Annotated in this window: 16 protein-coding genes; 7 read left to right on the top strand and 9 right to left on the bottom strand. The window is 43.1% G+C overall.

Annotation, left to right across the window (positions count from 1 at the left end):
- The first annotated feature begins 76 nt into the window (after positions 1-76).
- Genes AACW75_RS07275 through AACW75_RS07285 form a run of 3 tightly spaced genes read left to right on the top strand, consistent with a single transcriptional unit; the run spans position 77 to position 2,648 of the window.
- Positions 77-787, top strand: a complete 711-nt coding sequence (locus AACW75_RS07275) for a response regulator transcription factor (RefSeq protein WP_017076602.1) — start codon at positions 77-79, stop codon at positions 785-787.
- On the top strand, positions 784-2,037 hold the full coding sequence (locus tag AACW75_RS07280; RefSeq protein WP_145571089.1) for a sensor histidine kinase: 1,254 nt from the start codon (positions 784-786) through the stop codon (positions 2,035-2,037). Before AACW75_RS07275 ends, AACW75_RS07280 begins: the two co-directional genes overlap by 4 nt.
- The gene (locus AACW75_RS07285) at positions 2,037-2,648 is read left to right on the top strand and encodes a class I SAM-dependent methyltransferase (RefSeq protein ID WP_145571153.1); all 612 of its coding nucleotides are present in this window, start codon (positions 2,037-2,039) and stop codon (positions 2,646-2,648) included. The genes AACW75_RS07280 and AACW75_RS07285 overlap by 1 nt, the downstream gene beginning before the upstream one ends.
- A 142-nt stretch (positions 2,649-2,790) precedes the next feature.
- Here the strand turns inward: AACW75_RS07285 and AACW75_RS07290 are convergent, their stop codons facing one another.
- Positions 2,791-3,993 carry a DUF3541 domain-containing protein gene (locus tag AACW75_RS07290; protein WP_145571091.1) on the bottom strand — a complete coding sequence of 401 codons (1,203 nt, stop codon included), beginning with the start codon at positions 3,991-3,993 and terminating at the stop codon, positions 2,791-2,793.
- Positions 3,994-4,278: 285 nt separating this feature from the next.
- On the opposite strand from AACW75_RS07290, the gene AACW75_RS07295 reads away from it, so the two are divergent.
- A complete protein-coding gene (locus AACW75_RS07295; RefSeq protein ID WP_017076606.1) occupies positions 4,279-5,634 on the top strand; it encodes a diguanylate cyclase in 1,356 nt (451 codons plus the stop codon).
- 163 nt (positions 5,635-5,797) lie between these two features.
- Positions 5,798-7,363: a DEAD/DEAH box helicase gene (locus AACW75_RS07300; protein ID WP_135458289.1), complete on the top strand. Its 1,566-nt coding sequence runs from the start codon at positions 5,798-5,800 to the stop codon at positions 7,361-7,363.
- Positions 7,364-8,012: 649 nt separating this feature from the next.
- Here the strand turns inward: AACW75_RS07300 and AACW75_RS07305 are convergent.
- On the bottom strand, positions 8,013-9,446 hold the full coding sequence (locus AACW75_RS07305) for a DUF3612 domain-containing protein (protein ID WP_029225275.1): 1,434 nt from the start codon (positions 9,444-9,446) through the stop codon (positions 8,013-8,015).
- A gap of 268 nt (positions 9,447-9,714) precedes the next feature.
- Between AACW75_RS07305 and AACW75_RS07310 the strand changes: the two genes are divergently transcribed.
- Positions 9,715-10,311 carry a hypothetical protein gene (locus AACW75_RS07310; protein WP_145571093.1) on the top strand — a complete coding sequence of 199 codons (597 nt, stop codon included), beginning with the start codon at positions 9,715-9,717 and terminating at the stop codon, positions 10,309-10,311.
- 187 nt (positions 10,312-10,498) lie between these two features.
- Here AACW75_RS07310 and AACW75_RS07315 read toward each other — a convergent pair whose 3' ends face one another.
- The 6 genes from AACW75_RS07315 to AACW75_RS07340 all read right to left on the bottom strand — a co-directional run bounded on the left by AACW75_RS07315 (position 10,499) and on the right by AACW75_RS07340 (position 17,396).
- On the bottom strand, positions 10,499-11,515 hold the full coding sequence (locus tag AACW75_RS07315) for a GGDEF domain-containing protein (protein ID WP_145571095.1): 1,017 nt from the start codon (positions 11,513-11,515) through the stop codon (positions 10,499-10,501).
- 497 nt (positions 11,516-12,012) lie between these two features.
- Positions 12,013-12,225: a transcription antiterminator/RNA stability regulator CspE gene (gene cspE, locus AACW75_RS07320; RefSeq protein WP_102553711.1), complete on the bottom strand. Its 213-nt coding sequence runs from the start codon at positions 12,223-12,225 to the stop codon at positions 12,013-12,015.
- Between the two features lie 360 nt (positions 12,226-12,585).
- Positions 12,586-13,863 carry a cytosine deaminase gene (locus AACW75_RS07325; RefSeq protein ID WP_145571097.1) on the bottom strand — a complete coding sequence of 426 codons (1,278 nt, stop codon included), beginning with the start codon at positions 13,861-13,863 and terminating at the stop codon, positions 12,586-12,588.
- A 9-nt stretch (positions 13,864-13,872) separates the two neighbouring features.
- Positions 13,873-15,111: a cytosine permease gene (gene codB, locus AACW75_RS07330; RefSeq protein WP_102553709.1), complete on the bottom strand. Its 1,239-nt coding sequence runs from the start codon at positions 15,109-15,111 to the stop codon at positions 13,873-13,875.
- Positions 15,112-15,828: 717 nt separating this feature from the next.
- Positions 15,829-17,052 carry an HlyD family secretion protein gene (locus AACW75_RS07335; protein ID WP_145571098.1) on the bottom strand — a complete coding sequence of 408 codons (1,224 nt, stop codon included), beginning with the start codon at positions 17,050-17,052 and terminating at the stop codon, positions 15,829-15,831.
- Complete coding sequence (locus AACW75_RS07340; RefSeq protein ID WP_145571100.1) at positions 17,046-17,396, bottom strand: MFS transporter; 351 nt, start codon at positions 17,394-17,396, stop codon at positions 17,046-17,048. The genes AACW75_RS07335 and AACW75_RS07340 overlap by 7 nt, the downstream gene beginning before the upstream one ends.
- A 133-nt stretch (positions 17,397-17,529) precedes the next feature.
- On the opposite strand from AACW75_RS07340, the gene AACW75_RS07345 reads away from it, so the two are divergent.
- The gene (locus AACW75_RS07345) at positions 17,530-18,537 is read left to right on the top strand and encodes an AraC family transcriptional regulator (protein WP_145565274.1); all 1,008 of its coding nucleotides are present in this window, start codon (positions 17,530-17,532) and stop codon (positions 18,535-18,537) included.
- 8 nt (positions 18,538-18,545) lie between these two features.
- On the opposite strand, the gene AACW75_RS07350 is transcribed toward AACW75_RS07345, so the two are convergent.
- A complete protein-coding gene (locus AACW75_RS07350) occupies positions 18,546-19,469 on the bottom strand; it encodes an urea transporter (RefSeq protein WP_145571102.1) in 924 nt (307 codons plus the stop codon).
- Between the last annotated feature and the right edge of the window lie 35 nt (positions 19,470-19,504).

The following is a 19,504-nucleotide window of genomic DNA, read 5'->3' on the forward strand; positions in this document are numbered from 1 at the left end:
GCGGTATTAGCCTCAGCGGCATCAGTTTTATTCACTAACAGTTACCCCATTACAGGGAATAATAGAGGTCGTCATAATGGCAGAATCCGCCACCAATAAACTCACAGATAAGCTTCAACTGCTTTTGGTTGAAGACGACCTCGATTTGGCTACTGCGGTTATTGATTACCTAGATCTGGAAGATATTCAATGCGACCACGCGGCGAATGGATTAGCTGGACTTAATCTCATTGAAACAAACCGCTATGATGCGGTGATCCTCGATCTTAACCTACCAAAAATGAACGGCTTACAAGTCTGCGAAAACTTAAGGTCACAAGGCATTGATACGCCAGTATTGATGCTCACAGCGCGGGATACCCTTGACGACAAGCTGACCGGTTTTTCCAAAGGGGCTGATGATTATTTGGTGAAGCCGTTTGCAATGGAAGAGCTGATTGTGCGAGCACAAGTCTTGGCAAAGCGGCGCAGTGGTCAGGTAAGCCGCTTATCCGTTTGTGATTTAGACATCGACCTTAAACAACATCAAGCTTATCGTGCTAACTCCCCTTTGAAGCTTTCACCGACAGCTTTGAAAATATTAGAAATATTGATGCGATCTAGCCCCACCCCAGTTTCGCGAGAGACGATCATGCAAGGTGTGTGGGGGGATGAACAACCGGACAGCAACAGCTTAAAAGTACATATCTTTAATCTGCGTAAACAAGTGGATGGCGAGCAAGAGAATAAATTACTGCATACCATTGCTGGCAAAGGATTTGCGATTAAGGAGTTACCAGAAGGATGAAGATTAGGCCAAGTTTAAGAATCTACGTTTTGCTGGCGATTCTGGTCACGGGAGTGACGACCATTCTGGTGCTATCGGCATTGAGCATAAACTACTTTATCTCGGGTATGGATGTGGCTATGCGTGGCTCTATGATTGCTCAAGCTCAGCAAGAGGTCGTGAAGCCGGGTAAGCCGGTGACCAATCAAGAGTTTACGGTTGCAACGCAATGGAGCGATTTACCACAAGGTATTCAATCTCATATTGAGCAGAGTAATGTTGAGTTAAACGTCATCTCAAAAAAGGTTCTTGGCAAGTCAATCTTCGCACCGCCAAAAGAGGGTTACTTTGTGATGAAAGTGATGAAGGGAGATGAAGAACGCTATGTTTCAGCGGTGTTTGACCAAACACGGGATCATTTCTTAGAAGACAAAGCGCTTCCTCACTTTGTCACTATCTTGTTGACTGCGTTAGCCGCGATTGTTTTGTTCTTTGCCATTTTAGTTTTGATACTTCGCAAGGTCGCATCGCCCGTTGAACAGCTAAAAAACTGGGCTAAGTCGTTAGATAAAGATAACCTCAACGAGCCAACCCCAGATTTTCATTTTAGTGAGTTAAACACCTTAGCTAATATCATTCGCGATAGCTTAAGCTCAGTTCAAAGTGGTTTAGAGCGAGAGCAAAAGTTTTTGGGTTATGCCAGCCACGAGTTACGCACACCCATTGCGGTCACAAGAACCAATAGTGAGCTGCTAGAGAAGTTGATTCAAAAGGGCAAGAGCCCAGAAAAGCAGCTTGAAGTGATAGACCGAATCAAGCGCGCTGGTTTCACCATGACAGATTTGACTGAAACCTTGTTGTGGTTAACTCGACAGCAAGATAAAGACCTGCCCGTGGAGAGCACTCATCTTGGTGAGCTACTGCAACAGATTAACCATGACTTAACCTACTTACTGAGTGGAAAGGCTGTGATTGTGAACCTTGAAAGCGACGATACGCGCTGTCAGTTACCACTGGGGCTAACTCGCATTGTGCTGACCAACTTGATTCGAAATGCCTTTCAACACACTGACAGCGGTACTGTGGATATCGTCCAGTCGGGTTCTAAAGTCACTATAGTTAACCACAATACAGATGGCACAATAGAAGATAATCATTTGGGCTTTGGCTTGGGTCTTGAGCTAACTGAAAAGCTGCTCGCGCAATATCAATGGCAATACCATAACCAAGAGTTGGCTGGTGGACGTGAAGTGTGGGTGGATTTCTCGTAATGCATTGGCGTGACCGTTTTAAGGTGTATTGGTATCATCGAAAGCAGACTAATCGTTGGCAGGGCGATAAAGCTAAGTCTTTAGGTTGGACCAGCGAAGAGAGCCAATTATGTCGCTTCGAAGTTATCGCTCGATCGGCCGATTTTGAGAAGAAAAGTGTTTTGGATTTGGGCTGTGGTTATGGAGAGTTGTTTGAACTGCTCGATAGTATCTATCGCATTCAATCGTACACTGGAGTTGATCAACATGCAGACTTTCTTAAGAAGGCAAAGCAAAACTACACCGAAGCATGCTGCGAATTTTTATCGGGTGATATGAGTAACATGAACCTACCAGCCCACGATATTGTGGTCGCCAGTGGTTCACTGAATTACATATCACGTGACTCTGACTACCTGACCAATATGATTACTCGTATGTTTGGATTGGCGAATCAGACCGTGATTTTTAATCTTCTGAATTCAAGCCAATATCCTTCTCGCAATACCTTGATGAGTTACCACCCTCAAGGTGTCTATCGTTTCTGTAAAACGCTCTGTGAGGATGTCTCTTTAATAGAGGGCTACGCAGAAGGGGACTTCACAATAGTGATGAACAAAATTACGCCCTGAACCTGAGCCTGAGCCTGAGCCGAGTGATGTTGTAGTAAGCATTAAAAAGCCGCAGGCCTCGAAAGGTACGCGGCTTTTTTAGCTTCTATAGACCACTTAGGTATCGCTGCTTATTTAAAGCACGTTATTTGCTCTACCGTTGTTACTTATTGAGCGATTGGTTTTTAACGAGTCCGTAAGGGATGTTAGTAAACACTTTAGGGTTGCTTTCATAAGTCGGAGCCTCGTTCACTTGCTGCCAATCGAGTAGCATGATTGCTAACACGTTGCGGTGTTCACCGTATTCAAGATCAAAATCGCCAGTGATCGAAGGGATCATGCCGTGGTCCTTGTCGATAGATGCTTGGATTGCGAGGCGGGTTTTCTCTACAACTGGATCATCTTCTAAGCCAGCGAGTAAGAAGGTTAATCCAACCTCAGCAATCACATCTTCTTTAGCGCGCAGCAGAATCGTATCGATGTTTTCTCTAAAGTAATCGTAGATCCATTGGTGATCGTGTTCGCTCACTTGATGCTGATAGTACTCTGAGTCGCCAAAGATGACGTGTGTCATACCATAGAGTTTATTGCCGTATTGCTGGCTTGAAAGCTTCTTGTCTTTTTCGTCTGGGTACGCTTTTTGGAAGGTGTCGATGAACTCATCAACAACATCTTGTTCTCCCAGTTGGCGCAACCAGTAAACTTGATTAGCTAATTGAGCCGCCCATGCCTTTATCATGTCTTCATTCGTCACGTATCGAGAAAAGTCATAACGACGAATGATTTCACGAAGCTTGGCGTCGTTGTTGTGTTCTAACCCGTATTCATTGGCACGCGCCATAGAGCCAAGGAGATCAACACCAAGATAAAGGTATTCTGGCATGTGCTTGGTGATGTTGTAACGTCGAACACTGCGTTCATCGTTGTCGCCAACATAGGAAGCAACTCGTTTTTCTGAGTACAGTACAATTTGTTCGGTGGTTTGAACATCATTCGACAGGGTGCTGAGCTTACTTGCTACGCGTGCCATATCACTCCATACCGCAGCCGAATATTTATCGTCTAATGTTTGTCGATACATACGCAAACCATAGTGACCCTCTTTGAAGGCGGGTAGGGTATAAAGTTGGCTTTCGTAGGTAGTACGAATGAGGTCTGCAGATTGTTTGAAAGACTGTTGTTGAGAATGAAGATAATCAGCTGATGATTGAACACTTGGTGCGATTTTTGCTTGCTTATTCTCTTGTATGTTAACAGTTCGCTGTGTGTCGAAAGCCGCTTGCGTATCAGAAGTAGCTTGTGCGTGAACCGCAACTGTAGCTGAGGCTGATAATAATGTGCACAGAGTTAGCGTTTTTAGCTTCATGTTCGTAATGTACCAAGCTGATTAGTGGTAAGTATAAAATAACACTGATGAATCCATTAATGTAAGGTTTGGGTCAACACAATGTTAGCTTTATAAGGTTCATTAAGGATTTTTGATTTAGTAATCAGTGTCATTAACTGGCTATGGAGTGATGAATAGCTCAATAATGAATGGAGGCCTGACGTTAAGTATGGATTTTTAACGACTGGGCGGCATACTTAAAGAGTAAGCCAGAAATGAGCCAGTTAAGGCAGTAAACAGAACAAAAGTGTTAGAGGTTCGTGAATGCCAAGTCGTTCTAGCAAGCAGTGGCCTGCCAAATTGTTATCTTTGTTGTTTTTCTTATCGGTAGTGAGTGCTATCGAGTTTTTTCACGCCAAGCAGTTAACTTTCCTTAAAAATGAATCCTATTCAGAGGCAAAGAAACAGCTATCTATTATTCGGTCTCGTATAGAAGCGACGATCGTCTCAGATATGTATGTCCTCAACAATTTCTCTACTCTTGTGACCATCAACCCAAATGGTGACCAAAAAGGTTGGGATCAGATCGCGCAAAATATTATTCGAGATGGCTTTCATATTCGATTGATCGGCCTAGCCGAAAACGATGTACTTAATTTCGTTTATCCAATGGAAGGTAATGAGCAGATCCTCGGTATTGATTACCGTGACTACCCAATTCAGTGGGAGTCGGTTGAGATCGCTCGTAATATCGGTAATACATTTATCGCTGGCCCATTTGAGTTATTCCAAGGTGGTCAAGCGTTGATTACACGTACACCTATCTTTAGAGATCCTCCCTTCAACCAAGATTATTGGGGTGTGTCGAGCGCCGTGATTGACTTAGATGAGTTGTTTGAAGATGTCGGTGTTGGCAAGATTGAAAAAAAATATGAATTAGCAATACGTGGAGCAAATAGCGCAGGAAAAGAAGGCGCCGTTTTCTATGGCAAGCAAGATGTGTTCAATAATGCTTTTACGACTGAGCAAGTAAACTTTCCATATGGTGGGTGGTACCTTGCCTTATCCGGGAATGAACATGTTCTCATGGATGTGCCTTGGTATCGAATCCAAATTGTCAGGCTAGTGGGTTATACCCTTATGCTTGTTCTTGCGATGGCTTTCTTTACCATCTATCGACTTTATCGCATTGCAGATAGTCGCTCAATGCATGATGAGCTGACAATGTTGCCTAACCGCCGTTATTTCATGTATAGCCTCAAGCAAGCGTTCAAAACAGTCAAAAAGCAGAAAACAAAATCCTTTGCTGTGGTTAACATTGATCTCGATGGGTTTAAGGCGATCAATGATACTTATGGTCATGTCGCGGGCGATAAAGTTTTAATTGAATGCGCCAAGCGAATAAAGAGTAAATTGCGTACTTCTGATATTGTCGCAAGGATGGGCGGAGACGAATTTTTAGTGCTATTACCTCGCATTGTCGATGAGCAACATGTGGCATCGATTACGAAGAAACTGCAATGTGCGATTTGCGAAACGCCGGTTGTCTATGAATCACACTCGATCTACCTGAGAATCAGTGTCGGTTGGGTGAGTTATGACGATAGCTTCAATGATGTGGATGGTCTCTTGAAAGCCGCTGATGACAAAATGTATCAACAGAAGCGTCAAGTTATCTAAGTTGAATATGGTCAATGATTAGAATTTAGTTGCTGAATGTGGGGAAAAGCCTCAGAATACCGCGCTTTGCTTCGTATCAATGATTTGATAAGCAAAAGCTGCAGCAATACGCCTTCACGGGGTGTTGCTCATACTAAATGTTATTCAACTGAGAAAATAATTTATGAGTTTTACCTCCCTTGGCCTTTCTGAACCGATTCTTAAAGCTATTGAAGCACAAGGTTACGATAAGCCATCACCAATCCAAGAGAAAGCCGTACCAGCTGTCCTAACGGGCAAAGATGTTATGGCCGCTGCTCAAACCGGTACAGGTAAAACTGCAGGCTTCACGTTACCTATTCTTGAAATGTTATCAAAAGGCCCTCGCGTACGTCAGAATCAAGTTCGTGCATTGATATTAACACCAACCCGTGAGCTTGCTGCGCAAGTGAATGGCAGTGTAGTTAAGTACGGTATCAATCTACCTCTGACTTCTACGGTTGTGTTTGGTGGCGTGAAAATTAATCCTCAGATGCAAAAACTGCGTAAAGGTAGTGATGTTCTGGTGGCAACACCGGGTCGTCTACTTGACCTATACAACCAAAATGCAGTGCGCTTTGATCAGCTAGAGATCCTTGTGTTAGATGAAGCTGACCGCATGCTAGACATGGGTTTCATTCGCGACATCCGTAAGATCTTGGCTTTCTTGCCTAAGAAACGTCAGAACCTATTATTCTCAGCAACTTTCTCAGATGATATTCGTGGCTTGGCGAAAGGTTTAGTAAACAGTCCTGTTGAAATCTCGGTAAGCCCTGCGAACTCAACAGCACCAACTGTTGAGCAAAGCATCTACCCAGTAGATAAAAAGAAAAAAAGCGCAATGCTAGCGAAGCTGATCAAAGATAATGATTGGCGACAAGTGCTCGTGTTTAGCAAAACGAAACATGGCGCGAACAAGCTTTCACACTTCCTTGACGAGCAAGGCATCTCAGCGGCTCCTATTCATGGTAACAAGAGCCAAGGCGCGCGTACTAAAGCCCTAGAGAACTTCAAGACGGGTAAAGTACGAGTATTAGTCGCGACAGATATTGCAGCTCGTGGTATCGATATTCCACAGTTGCCTCAAGTAGTGAATTTCGACCTTCCAAACGTATCAGAAGATTACGTTCACCGTATTGGCCGTACTGGCCGTGCTGGTGAAGTTGGTAAAGCAATTTCATTGGTTTGTGCTGATGAAGTGAGTGAACTCTTTGGTATCGAACGCCTTATTCAACAAGTGCTTGAGCGTCGTGAACTTGAAGGTTTTGCACCAGTAAACAAGTTGCCTGAATCTCGTTTGGATGCACGTCCAATTAAGGCTAAGAAGCCGAAAAAGACACGTGAACACTCTGATGGTCAACGTTCTGGTGAGAATGCTCGAGGTCACAAACCAGCAGGTAAAAACAAGCGTCATGTCTCTGGTTCAGGTTCTGCTCCTAAGCGTAAGCCAAATGCGAACAATCCTAACTCAAGCAACAAAGCCTCTGAAAGCAACTCTTCAGTCTCAGGTGATGATAAGTCTTTAAGAAACAACGGCAGCAACTATAAGCGTGGTAATGCTGGTGGAAGCGCTGAGAAGAACACTAACTCAGGTGGTAAAAACGGTGCTGGTCAACCTAAGAAGTCAGGTTACGGCCCAGGACGTTCATCAAACAAACCGTCTGGTAGTCAGCCATCTAGAAATCGTTCTAAGCCTGCGGCTCAAAAATAGAGACGAGCTCAGTTTAAGTTGATTATTGCGAAGGTCGTTTTTGAGAAAACCTCCTTCTGTAATTAGTAGTTAGAAGCTATAAACTAGACGTTAGAAGTTTTTAATAGAACCCAATGAAACGCGAATGTTGATATTCAATGTTCGCGTTTTTTTATACGTATAATATGTCAGTGCTATGGGTTTGTAGGTTCGAGATAAGCTAGGTAAATGGAAGAATGCAGGTCCAGAGAGGATTAACTAAACCTTAAGAATTGTTTAATAACAACATAATCACTAGCGTTTTTGTTTTATTTTGCAATTCCACTTTGCAAAATAAACAGTAATTTGTGTCTAATACGTGTCCAGATGCGTAGTAAATACGTAGTTGAAAAGTTGGCACGCATGCTGCATTAGTAATGGTGACCCTTCTTAAGCCGAGGGTCACCTAGCCAACTGACGTTGTTAGTGAACCCATATTGTTCACACAAAATATATGACCAATCACCTTTATTGTGATTGGTTTTTTTTTGCCTGAATTTTGAGTTCTATTAGCTTTTACTAAGCTCATGAATCAAACATAGCAAACAAATTAACTATGTTTTTATTTGAGAGCGTGTTTTGATTTGAGAGCATATTGTTGCTTTGCTGCATTAGACTCGCTAGAAAGTCGTTAATCCCCACCACATTTTGAATAGCAGCTTGGTTGGCGTGGACATTCTCCTCCTCTGGAGCAGATAAGCCTAGCCTCTGTCTCTATCCCACGTTCAATCCAATTTATATTTAGAATTTTGGCTACTGTCGTGAGATCTTTCTTGATGTTACGCGGTATTACTACCGAACCACCATTGCTGACGCATGACGCTTTAAGCTGCTCTGCGATGTCTCTTGAATTACCACCTTGAGCATCAATCGCCGGGTTTAAGTCTATACCAGCACATAACACGCGATTGTTACCCGCCGGATCCGTCATATTGATGGATTCACAGCAGTAGATCCTTGGCTCATCTCCCACATTTAAAATGGAGATCTGAGCTGAGCTACCCGCCCGAGGTTCTGATAATCGACGGAACACCGCCCAATGTTGACATGGGTCGGCGACCGTTCTCATATTCCCCCAAGGCAGTGGAATCCCGTTCCCGCGGTATACCGCCTTGAGTTTCCCCGGCCCATAAGCATCAAAGTAGTGCCAGTGAGGGTAGGGCGATACTACCGTCATTCTTCGCATCGCAACAGAGGGGGAAACCCCTGCTCTTTTGTGAACGTCGATTTCGTAACCAGTACGATCAAGGAGTTGTCTAAATGGGACTTTCGGACACAACAATGCACCAGCAAAGAAGCTAGATTCGAAGTCTCGCCACGCCTGTAGAATATCTTGAGAGTTCAGCTGTGAAGATCCTGAAACCTGGTTGTCATCCCATGTGTTGTTGTTACCGACCGACAACACACTCTTTAGGCCTTCTTTGCTATGCAGAATGCAATGGCCGATATAAACCGAGAGATCGTATTTCAGGCGAGTTGGGTACTCTTTGAGAATTTCATTCAAAAAGATTGTACCTGGAGGTTCAAAGAATGAGGTGACCAACTGCTTAGCATTAATTCCGAGTTCATCGACAACGTCTTGCGGTGTGCGTGTAACCCAGCGAATGTTTATTCCAAGGCTTCTAGCGATGTCTATGAGGTCCTCTACGCTGAGATTAAGGCGTTTTAAGCCTACCTCTTCTGCGGCGCGCTCAAGGTCAGGGAAGTGGTTCTGGTTGCTCTCTTGGTGTGCTCTAATCAATAGGTGAGCAAACTGGCGACCAGATATGCCAGTTTGTGACAACATCTCAGGTATCGCAATTTGCAATATGTCATTGGAGAAAAGAAAGCTAGGCTCAAGCGCCATACCACTTATCCCACCACGGTTTCCTTTGTCAGGGGCGATGGCTTGTTGTTCAGATTCGTCGTCGAGGAACCACATTGGACTTTTCTGAAAAACTTGTGCGATCACCTCCAACATATCGATGCTTGGGACTCGCTTTCCACGCTCAATCATTGAAAGGTAAGAAACGGAAGGCGCGTATTCTGGGTCGATTCTAATACAACGCGCAGACAGGTCTTCCATCGTTAAATGGTTACGTTTTCTTAGGTTACGTATTTTAGTACCTAGGAAATGCGACTGACGAACTAAACTTTTTGACAAGGCCATATTTGTAAAATTCACATTGTAAAATTTTTGTTGTGAAATTGTATGTAAAAAAGCGCTAATCTACAAACTAAGCAATTCACAAAATGACAAATAAATTAAACGTTAGTTTGGAATAATTGCTCTAGGACACATTTTTGCTGTAGAAATCGGTGGTTATCACCGGACTGGTCAAGAGGGAAAGACTATGAATATGCTTACATTCGATAAAACAGAAATCCAAAAACAATCAAAACCATTTATCGCTGAAGCTGTCTTTGCCGTAGAGACAATCAGTGCAAACCAGCAAACTGAGAAGCAAGTTAAAGCAAAACAACTTCTTGATCGATTATTCCCACTAGAGAATGGATTGCACCAAGACGTAACTAGCTACGTAGTCGATTACCGCCATATCATGGCTTACTTTAAAGATGGTCAGCACAGCGGCCTAAAGCATCCTAAACAGTTTGTAGCGTACATGGGTGAGAAGAATGACCCAGATTCAATCTTGTTCCGTGATGGTAGTGGCAGTCACTTAGAAGTGATGTTTGGATGTCATAAAGGGACGGGGTGTATTGAATTGGTAGAGATCGATGATATTCAGTTAGAATCATGCACCACGTTCGGTCAGTCGCCAGTGGAAGCAACGACTACAATGCGTGAAGAGACCATTGCTGCAATGCGCCACTGGATAAGTTTGATTCAAGGTGATGCGAAGGGTAAGCCAAAAGCGTGCAGTGAAGACAAAGAGTTTAGAGCAAAGAGCGGTGAAGATTACTGCTTGAATTACTGCTACCAACTTTAGTCGTATGAAATAAGGTTTGGAACGCTGAAGGGTTTGACCCCAGTAAGTACTAAGCCGATACACATAGCCAACGAAAAAGCCCCAAAGATTAACGTACTAGTTAGTCTTTGGGGCTTTTTGTTGTTTTTTTAAATGTATATCAATTCGCGTTCACGGGTTCTCATTGAGCGGAACCAGCGGTGAAACCTTACAAAGGCATGACTCGGTTACGGCCAAGTGATTTTGCTTCGTAAAGTAACTTATCAGCTCGTTCAATCAATGATTGGGCCGACTCACCTGGTTGAAGCTCCACTACCCCAAACGACGCTGTGATATTGCCGACCGATTTTCCACTGCGGCGATCTTTAATCGATAGCTTTTCTAGAGATCGTCGGTTGGTATCAGCAAGCTGGCGAGCAATGCGCAAAGATTTGTTTGGCACGATGAGAGCGAATTCTTCACCACCAAATCGATAGGCAGAAATGCCTTCTCGGCAACTTAATTTCAGTTTACGAGCAATTCCTTTAAGGACCATGTCGCCAAACAAGTGGCCATAGGTGTCGTTGAAATTTTTAAAATGGTCGATATCGAGAAGAATCAGACATAACGACTGCTTCGCTTCACATAAGGTTTCTATATCACGATCGAAAGAACGACGGTTGTATAGTGTTGTTGTGCTGTCAAAGAGTGCATCTTTCTGCACTTCAACAAGCTGAGTTTTAAGCTTAGTGATCTCTGATGTTGCCGTGTTCAGTTGAGAATTTAGAAATTGGGTCGAGTGGCGAATATTGCGAGATTCTGAAACAAGCTGGCGAACCAAAGACATAACTTCATCGATAGACAAACTGTCATTATCAACACGAGCCAAATCCTCGAAGCTTTTATCGATCATGTCGGAGAAAGCTGAGGTGTCGGTGAGGGTGTCGTTCATTGAATTGGAAACTTCAGAAACTAACAGTTCCAAATTAGCGCGAAGATCGTTGATGTTAGTTTCTGATTTGCTCGCAACATAATTGTTGTAAAGCTGCTCACCAACAGCAGGGGGACAAATGCCGTAGTGTTCTAAAATACCATCCATGTCTTGAGTCAGCTGTGGGATAGCATTATCGACATAGGTGTACCAAAGTGCGTAATTTGCAGGTGTGGTGGACACCCTGTTCTTCATCATAAGAGGCACCGCTTTTTTTAGATTAGCGGTGGATTTCTGAAATTCGTCTTTTTTCATTATTTTTACTGCAGATACCAAACTAGCTCAAGCCACTTACGAACAAGGTTAGCGGATTTCGATGACCTTTGCTTTAAAAATTATATGATTAATGGATGAGGGTTGGATAAATCACTCATTTTTGTTATGAATATCGATTGCGCATTGATAAGCAGCACGTAATGGATTGTTCTTTAACCATATTTTTGCTCGCTTATTTTGAGACAAAGATCGGATTTTGTTCCGTAACTTTAAGTAAGCATGAGTATTGGAGTATTGGAGTATTGGGCTAATTTAGCCTTGAAAACATTAAAAGGTGAGTGTTCGAATAGATTTACGTGCTGATAGTAAGAGTAAATTGAAGGTAGAGTTTTGATTAGCGAAGCTTGAGTGGTTAGGAGTATGCAGATTGAAGCTTATATCGAAAAGGAGGACAGGGGAGAAAATATTTATGAGCAGATATAGAAAAGCGCCGATAAAAATCAGCGCTTTAGAATTTTTTTAAGCTAAAAGCTTAATTAGCTAGCAACAACGTTTGCTGCTTGTAGGCCTTTTTGACCGTTTTCAACTTCGAAAGAAACCTTTTGGCCTTCTTTCAGAGTTTTGAAGCCTTCAGACGCGATAGCACGGAAGTGTACGAATACGTCAGCGCCGCCGTTGTCTTGAGAAATGAAACCGAAACCTTTCTCTTCGTTAAACCATTTTACAGTGCCAGTATTTGTGTTAGACATAATTTGTCCCTTATTCATAAATTTTTTAATTGTTGATTGCATTACTGCAATGCGCTGATAATTGAATTATTTAATATTGCTAAGAAATAAGGAAAAACTACTTACAAAAACGGGTAACGATTTTACATGTCAATTTTTTACTATTCATCTAACTTAAATAACTCCGGCTAACAGAGCGAGTGCATGTTAACACAGTCTTTCGCGATGTACACACATAGTTTTAAATTTATGTGTTTTTTTTGTCATATCGTGCGAGCCTACAAAAAACACACTGATTTAGTGATGGTTTTGTCATCTCGCCAAACATGACAGAAGAAAAGGAAAATATCAGTTTCTTCTTCTTCATTAGTATAGACGATATTAACGCTTGAAGTTGATATCTTCTATTTGATCCAAATTAATTTTTGTTCTCGCTGGTTGAGTCTCAGCGATCACCTTACCGTGACGTACAGAATACTGCACAGGTACTTGGCGACGGACAGCATCAAAACCATTGTCAGCAGGAAGAATCAGCAAGCTACCAGGCTTACCTTCTTTAATGCCGTAATTGTCTTGGATATTCAATGTACGAGCAGAGTTTGTGCTGATTAAATCAAGTGAGTTGTTGATTTGGTCGTAACCCATAACCTGTGTTACGTGTAGCCCCATGTGTAAAACTTGAAGCATATTCGCTGTACCCAGAGGGTACCATGGGTCAAACACATCATCGTGGCCGAAACACACATTGATATTAGCCGCTAGCATCTCTTTAACACGAGTCACACCACGACGTTTCGGGTAGTCATCGAAACGACCCTGTAAGTGAATGTTCACTAAAGGGTTTGCAACGAAGTTGATACCAGACATCTTTAATAGACGGAATAGGCGAGATGCATAAGCACCGTTGTACGAACCCATAGCCGTGGTATGGCTCGCGGTTACCTTCTCACCCATTTCAAATTTATGAGCTAAAGCTGCAAGTGTTTCAATGAAGCGAGATTGCTCATCATCGATTTCATCACAGTGAACATCGATTAAGCAGTCGTACTTGCGAGCAAGCTCGAATACATAATGCAGAGATTCAACACCATACTCACGAGTGAATTCGAAGTGAGGGATAGCACCGATAACGTCAGCGCCGATCTTCACTGCTTCTTCAAGTAATTCTTTACCATTAGGGTATGAAAGAATGCCTTCTTGAGGAAATGCAACGATCTGGATATCGACCCACTCTTTCATCTCTTCGCGAACTTCAACCATCGCTTTTAAAGCGACTAATGTTGGGTCAGACACGTCGACGTGAGTACGTACGTGCTGAACGCCGTTGGCAATCTGCCATTTTAGTGTTTGTTTCGCACGAGATTTCACGTCTTCAATCGTTAGCAGTTCTTTACGCTCAGCCCAACGCTCAATACCTTCAAACAAAGTACCAGAGATGTTCCAATTAGGTTCACCCGCCGTTTGCGTAGTATCTAGGTGAATATGCGGTTCACAGAAAGGAGAAACTGCAATACCACCTTCAGCATCAAGGATCTCGCCTTGATGATTGATTGGCGCGTCATTATCGAGAATGCGAGAAAATTGACCATTTTCAATCAGGATTTGTTTCAAGCCATCTTGGTCTTGAAGCTTCGCGTTCTTGATTAATAAGGTTGTCATAGTGTGTCCTTAAGCGGCCTGAGATTTCAGAGCGTTTTTATTCAATAGAGGGTTAAGCACGAGGTAACTGATCGCACCACCAAACACTGCATTCAAAGGAACGATGCCAGGAAGGAAGTGACCAGCGGCAACGCCTGTCGCTACCGCGATAATGCCAGCCCAGTTAACGGTTTGGAACTCTGCTTTTGCAAAATCTTTGTAACGTTTACGGTTCGCAAAGAAGTCGGCGATGATTACCCCACCAATGGGTGGAATTGCCAGCGAAAGGAAGGTTAACCAACCGACGAAGTTGTTGTACAGCCAAAGCGCGAAAATCGTACCCACGATGCCGTTGATGATAGACATTGTAGTACTTGAGCGGCCAGTGATGTTGGATAAACCAAGACCTGACGCATAAAGTGCGTTTTCATTGGTTGTCCAGATGTTCAAGCCTAGAACGATGATGGCTGGAAGCAGAAGACCTTGTGCGATCATGACATCTGAAATGTCAGCATGACCAGTTGCCGCTGCACCTGCAGCACCAAAGATAAACATCAGTGAGTTACCAATAAAGAACGCGACCATTGTGATTAACACGGCGCTCGCTGGTTTTTTACCAAAACGAACGAAATCGGCAGTTAACGTACCCGCACTGACGAATGAACCCACAACCATTGCTAACGCCATAGAGAAGTCCATTGGTGTTTCTGGTTCAATCAGCTGCAACTGTTCCAAACCACCAACACTGTCAACGGCTGTTAACACGGAATAACCACCCAGAATCGCAATCGCAGGAACGGCAATCGCTGAAAGCACCATGAGCGCTTTAATACCGAAGTACACCGTACCCGTCATTAACAGCCCTGACACAATGATCAAGGTGTTGGTATCAATCCCGGTCGCTTTTTGTACCGGAATGGCAAACATAGCGACGCCCACACCAAACCAACCGATTTGTGTGCCACCAAGTAGAGCTGAAGGAAGCCATGAGCCTTTAGTACCGAATGAGAAACGAGCGAGGAGGTGAGTAGAGAGGCCAGTAGAAGAGCCGATGTAGCCAAGACAAGAAGTGTAAATACCAAGAATTAGGTTACCGACGAGAACGGCCAGGAAGAAATCGTTGAATGAAAGACCAGTCCCGAGTGAACCACCTGTCCACATACTTGCAGAGAAGAAAGTGAGTCCAAGCATTACCATGGTCAGTGAAGCGACTCCTTTTCTCGCCGATGTAGGAACCGGCCCTAGACTGTAGTTATTATCAGCAGCCATTTTTTACCTCCGCAAATGATCAAAATTAGAATTAACGGTCGCCGTATTGCAGGCAAACGTGCGCATTATGGTGATATAAATGACGCAGTCAATGCTAATTTTGTCAATAAAAGCGGTTTGGAATCAGTTGTTGAACTAAAATCAATATAAAACATAAGGTTATAATTTGTGTTTTTTTATTAAAATAAATAGAAAACGTTTTCTATAACACATCCGGTATCTGTTGTTCATGGTTGGCTATAAATGTTGATTATTATATTTATGAATGGGTGTCTGTATATTGGGCGGGCGATATTTCTTAAATTGCAGGCAAAAAAATGGCCAATCGCAATAATCGCAATTGGCCTATATATATCGTGAACAAGAAAGGTTCACTAACAACGTCAGTTGGCTAGGTGACCCTCGGCTTAAGAAGGGTCAATATATACATAGCAGTTAGTGTGCCAACTTTTAAAATGACGAAAAGTGGGTGTTTTATAGCAATCTGGTGCGTATTTGAGCGTTTATTTCGCGTTTTTGTAACGCCTCGTTGCGTTTTGCAATTGCGTTTTGCAATTTGTAGTAATTGCGTGAGGGTAAGGTTGGTGAAGCGATTACCGAATGTTGCTTAATTTTTGACTTCTGTGGTGTTCTTCTTGCAATTAATGGTGAAATAAACAAAAAGCCCGTGCGATCTCAGATCTCACGGGCTTTGTATTGTTGCATCTAAGAGAAGTGTTAGATGGAGTAGAAGAAGTACAACTGAGACTTCATTCGAATGATGATTCCTCGTATTACGTCTAGGAATGCCATAAAGCTAATTGGCTTCTCACCGCTGACCCAAGCTAGTCCAACAGAGCCGACAGGAATATCGTAGTCTTCCGCTTCGTCAATTTTTAAGCGAACAAAGTGATGCTTGTTCTGAAGGTTTCGACCTGTGGTTACACGAACCTGTTCATCAATACCTAATAAGCTAGCTTGTGCTTCACCTGTTGCTTCAACAATGCCTTCAACGGTTGCTGAGAATATTTTTCCTGGGTATACCGCAGTAGCAAATTCTGCGGGCTGGCCCACTTTAATATTACGAATCGCTTGGTGATTGACTCGCATCAACACGTACTTTTCTTCGGTATACATCTGGATGCGTGGCATCATTGAGACTCGTTGACCCTCACGAAGGATAAAGTTCGTCACAAAGCCATCGGTCGGCGCTGTTACTTTGGTGCTGTTAAGGTCCCATTGTGCTTGCGCCAGTGTTGCCTTGGAAGAATCGACTTCTGTTTGTTTCTTGTTAACGTTGGTTTCAGCTTTGTGGATGTTTAATTTCGCGCTCTCGGCATCGACTTCTTTTTTACTGAGTTGAGATTCGAGCGTGGTGACATTGTGAGTCGCTAAGTCTACCTTCGCTGTTTGTTGGTCGATGTCAGTTTCAGTAATCGTATGTTCTACGACGCTATTTTGTTTCTGGTAACGATCGAGAGTCTTAGATTGCAGTACTAAGTCCGTCTTTGCTGACTCTATCTGTGCAATAGAAGTTTTAATGTCTTCAAGCGCCGACTGGTAGCTAATTTTAGCAATGCTGACTTCTTGGCGAGCAGTGTCTAAAGCGACTTTTGTTGACTCAAGTTGAACGCCTGCTTTGTCTCTCGCAATCACATATTTGGTGTCATCAATCTCGTAAAGAAGTTGCCCTTCCACCACATCTTGGTTTGGGCTGATGTGAACTTTTGTGGTTTTTCCTGTGACCGCTGTTGAGTCCGGACGTAATTGAATGTGCGGAGACTGGACAACTGAACCACCCGAGAGATCCATAGGAGTGAAGTTGATTAATCCAACCCAAACGAACATTAACCAAGACGTGCCCCCTAGATAAGCAAACGCTTTGGTACCTTTGTTCCAAGGCATACCTACCAATCTCAGTAAGTAAATGAACAGTGCCCAAATAGCTAAGCCTTCTAACATACTTGGTTCTCCTCATTTTTATCACTTTGTTCCGGCGGTACATCAGACTTTGGCGGCGCTTTCCAGGTGTCTCTCAGATTGATGATGGCTTTTTCCATATCAACAAAGGCCAAGATAACGGCAAGTACCCATACCCAGTGCCAGATAAAACCAATCCAAGTTAATGCGGTGATCAAACCGAGTTGTTGGTGCTCTTTGCTGTGAGCTTTATTGATTGGTAATTCATGCACACGCCAGAACCCATAACATGCAGCAGCGATAGTTGCGATCAATACAACGCCTGCTACGACGTGTAGAGCGGTATCGGCGCCGGTTCCGACAAATGGGACACTTACTAAACTCATTGATAAATCCTAAGTTAAATGATGCACCGAGTGTGATGGGTGTAGGATTTACAAGTTGTAAATTTACTAATTACTTCGATAATGCTATCTATATGATTTGATCTGTCATTGAATTTATAAAGGTCTGCCATTAATGAGTAATTGTAACTTCTTAAGAGCGTTAGGGATTTTGGGAATCTATCGGCACGCCGTGACGAATCCTATGGTTAATGCGGACAGTTTGGGTATTCCGAAGTCTGTATTTAATAATTCAATGAACCTTATTCCAGTTAGTGAAGTCGACAAATGGTTTGGCTTGTTGGAATTACAAACCAATGATCCGGATATCATTTTGAAATTGGCTGATCGAGTTGATATTGAAAGGTTAGGCCCGTTAACTAATTGGTTTTTTTCTGGGCATGATCTTGCTTCGACGATCCGTAGAGTCAACATCGGACTTCATTGTTTGCAGTCGGGTGCTTTCTTATACGGCGCGCAGGTAGGGACAATGATTAAATGGTGCTACGACAACCCTGCGTACTCAGAAACGGGTAAAGTGCATGACTCGATAAGAGTCGCAATTTTCATTATGAAGATTTTACGTCGATATTTGGGTGATGATTTTAAACCCGTAGCGGTTTCAATTGCAGGTCGTCGTGAGAACGTTGACCTCTACCATGAATATTTCGGCTGTACGATTCAATGGGGACAGCCTCGCACAGAAGTTTGGATCCCTAGTGAGTCGAGGTTATCCATCAATCAATCACCATCGAATAGTAAAACAAATCTCGCGATGAACTTTCATGACTTGGATAACTATCTCAACATGCCCGACGCAGAGGACGAACACAAGGTGACCTACGAGATGATTAATTACAGTCGTCATTTCGGGTTGCCAACTCTACATAAAGTCTCCAGCTTACTAGGATTGTCGGAGCAGCAATTCCAACGAAAACTGCATAAAGCTGGCGTTAATTTCTCAACAATTATGGGTTATGCGTTGAGTAATGTTGCCGTTGAATTGTTGATGTATTCAGTACCGATAGATGAAATTGCGAAGAGGTTAGGTTACACCAACGTCGCGAGCTTCAATCGAATGTTTAAAAAACACCGAGGCTTAACGCCAAAGCAATATATTGAGCGTTTTGATAGTGAGTGCTGATCATCACTTCATTCGTCTTTGGCTCGCTTTTTAAAGTGAGTGGCTAGGTAAACGATAATCCAGGTACTGAGGATAAAAGGAGCTGTCAGCGGCAGTAGTGACAACTCATGAAAGCCGAGCGTGATGAGACAACTTAGAAGCATTCCTAATAGGATTAAGGCCCATGGGATTCGTGGATACAGTACAAGCGCAAGAGTTGCAAGGATGGCGTTGTACCCATAAAGACCTTGGGCTATCAGTTCATCAGGAGCACCAATCAAATTGCCAAATGCGGTGCTGACTGACACTGCAAGCATTACCCAAGCCGCATGTTTGATATTGTTAAGTGCGATGGCGAGCAAGATAACGAGCCCAGATAAGGCATTATCGATAAAGCTGACTTGGCTGATCCCTTTTAATAATGAGATCAGCACTGTTGGCAGGGTAAACCACGAATCTGGCTCAATACTGGTGATTGGAATTAATACTGAGTTGGATGTAGAAAATGCCGACAGGTCGAAGGTTGATTGGGTCGCATAAATAAGCCAAGACGTAATAACAAAGGCACTGGTGTAACCGCGATACTTTTTAAAGCCAAATACCACACTGGCAATGGGTACGGTAAGTAATGCACCTAATATTGTCACTAGAGCCAACAATGGTGTGACACCAAAGAAGTTCCCGATGAATAAACCAATTAAAGCCCCATTTAGCGCATACATACCACTATCAATATCGTCAGCTGACTTGCTGGTGTTGGTAAAGTTAAAGATATAGAAGGCCAATGCATAACTGCAACTGGCGCCAAGCAGGGTTAGGAAAGCCAGTGCAAGTGATTCAATAGAAATAGCAAGAAACAACAGAAGCGACGTCATGATTGACGGTGTGAAATAGACTTGCCCAATACCATTGAGCAAGCCTTGAAGTGGGAGAATGTCCTTATTCTTCTGCATTTTCTGACTATGTTAAATTTTTGATAAGTCAGATT

Source organism: Vibrio sp. L3-7 (assembly GCF_963898195.1).
GTDB lineage: Bacteria > Pseudomonadota > Gammaproteobacteria > Enterobacterales > Vibrionaceae > Vibrio > Vibrio echinoideorum.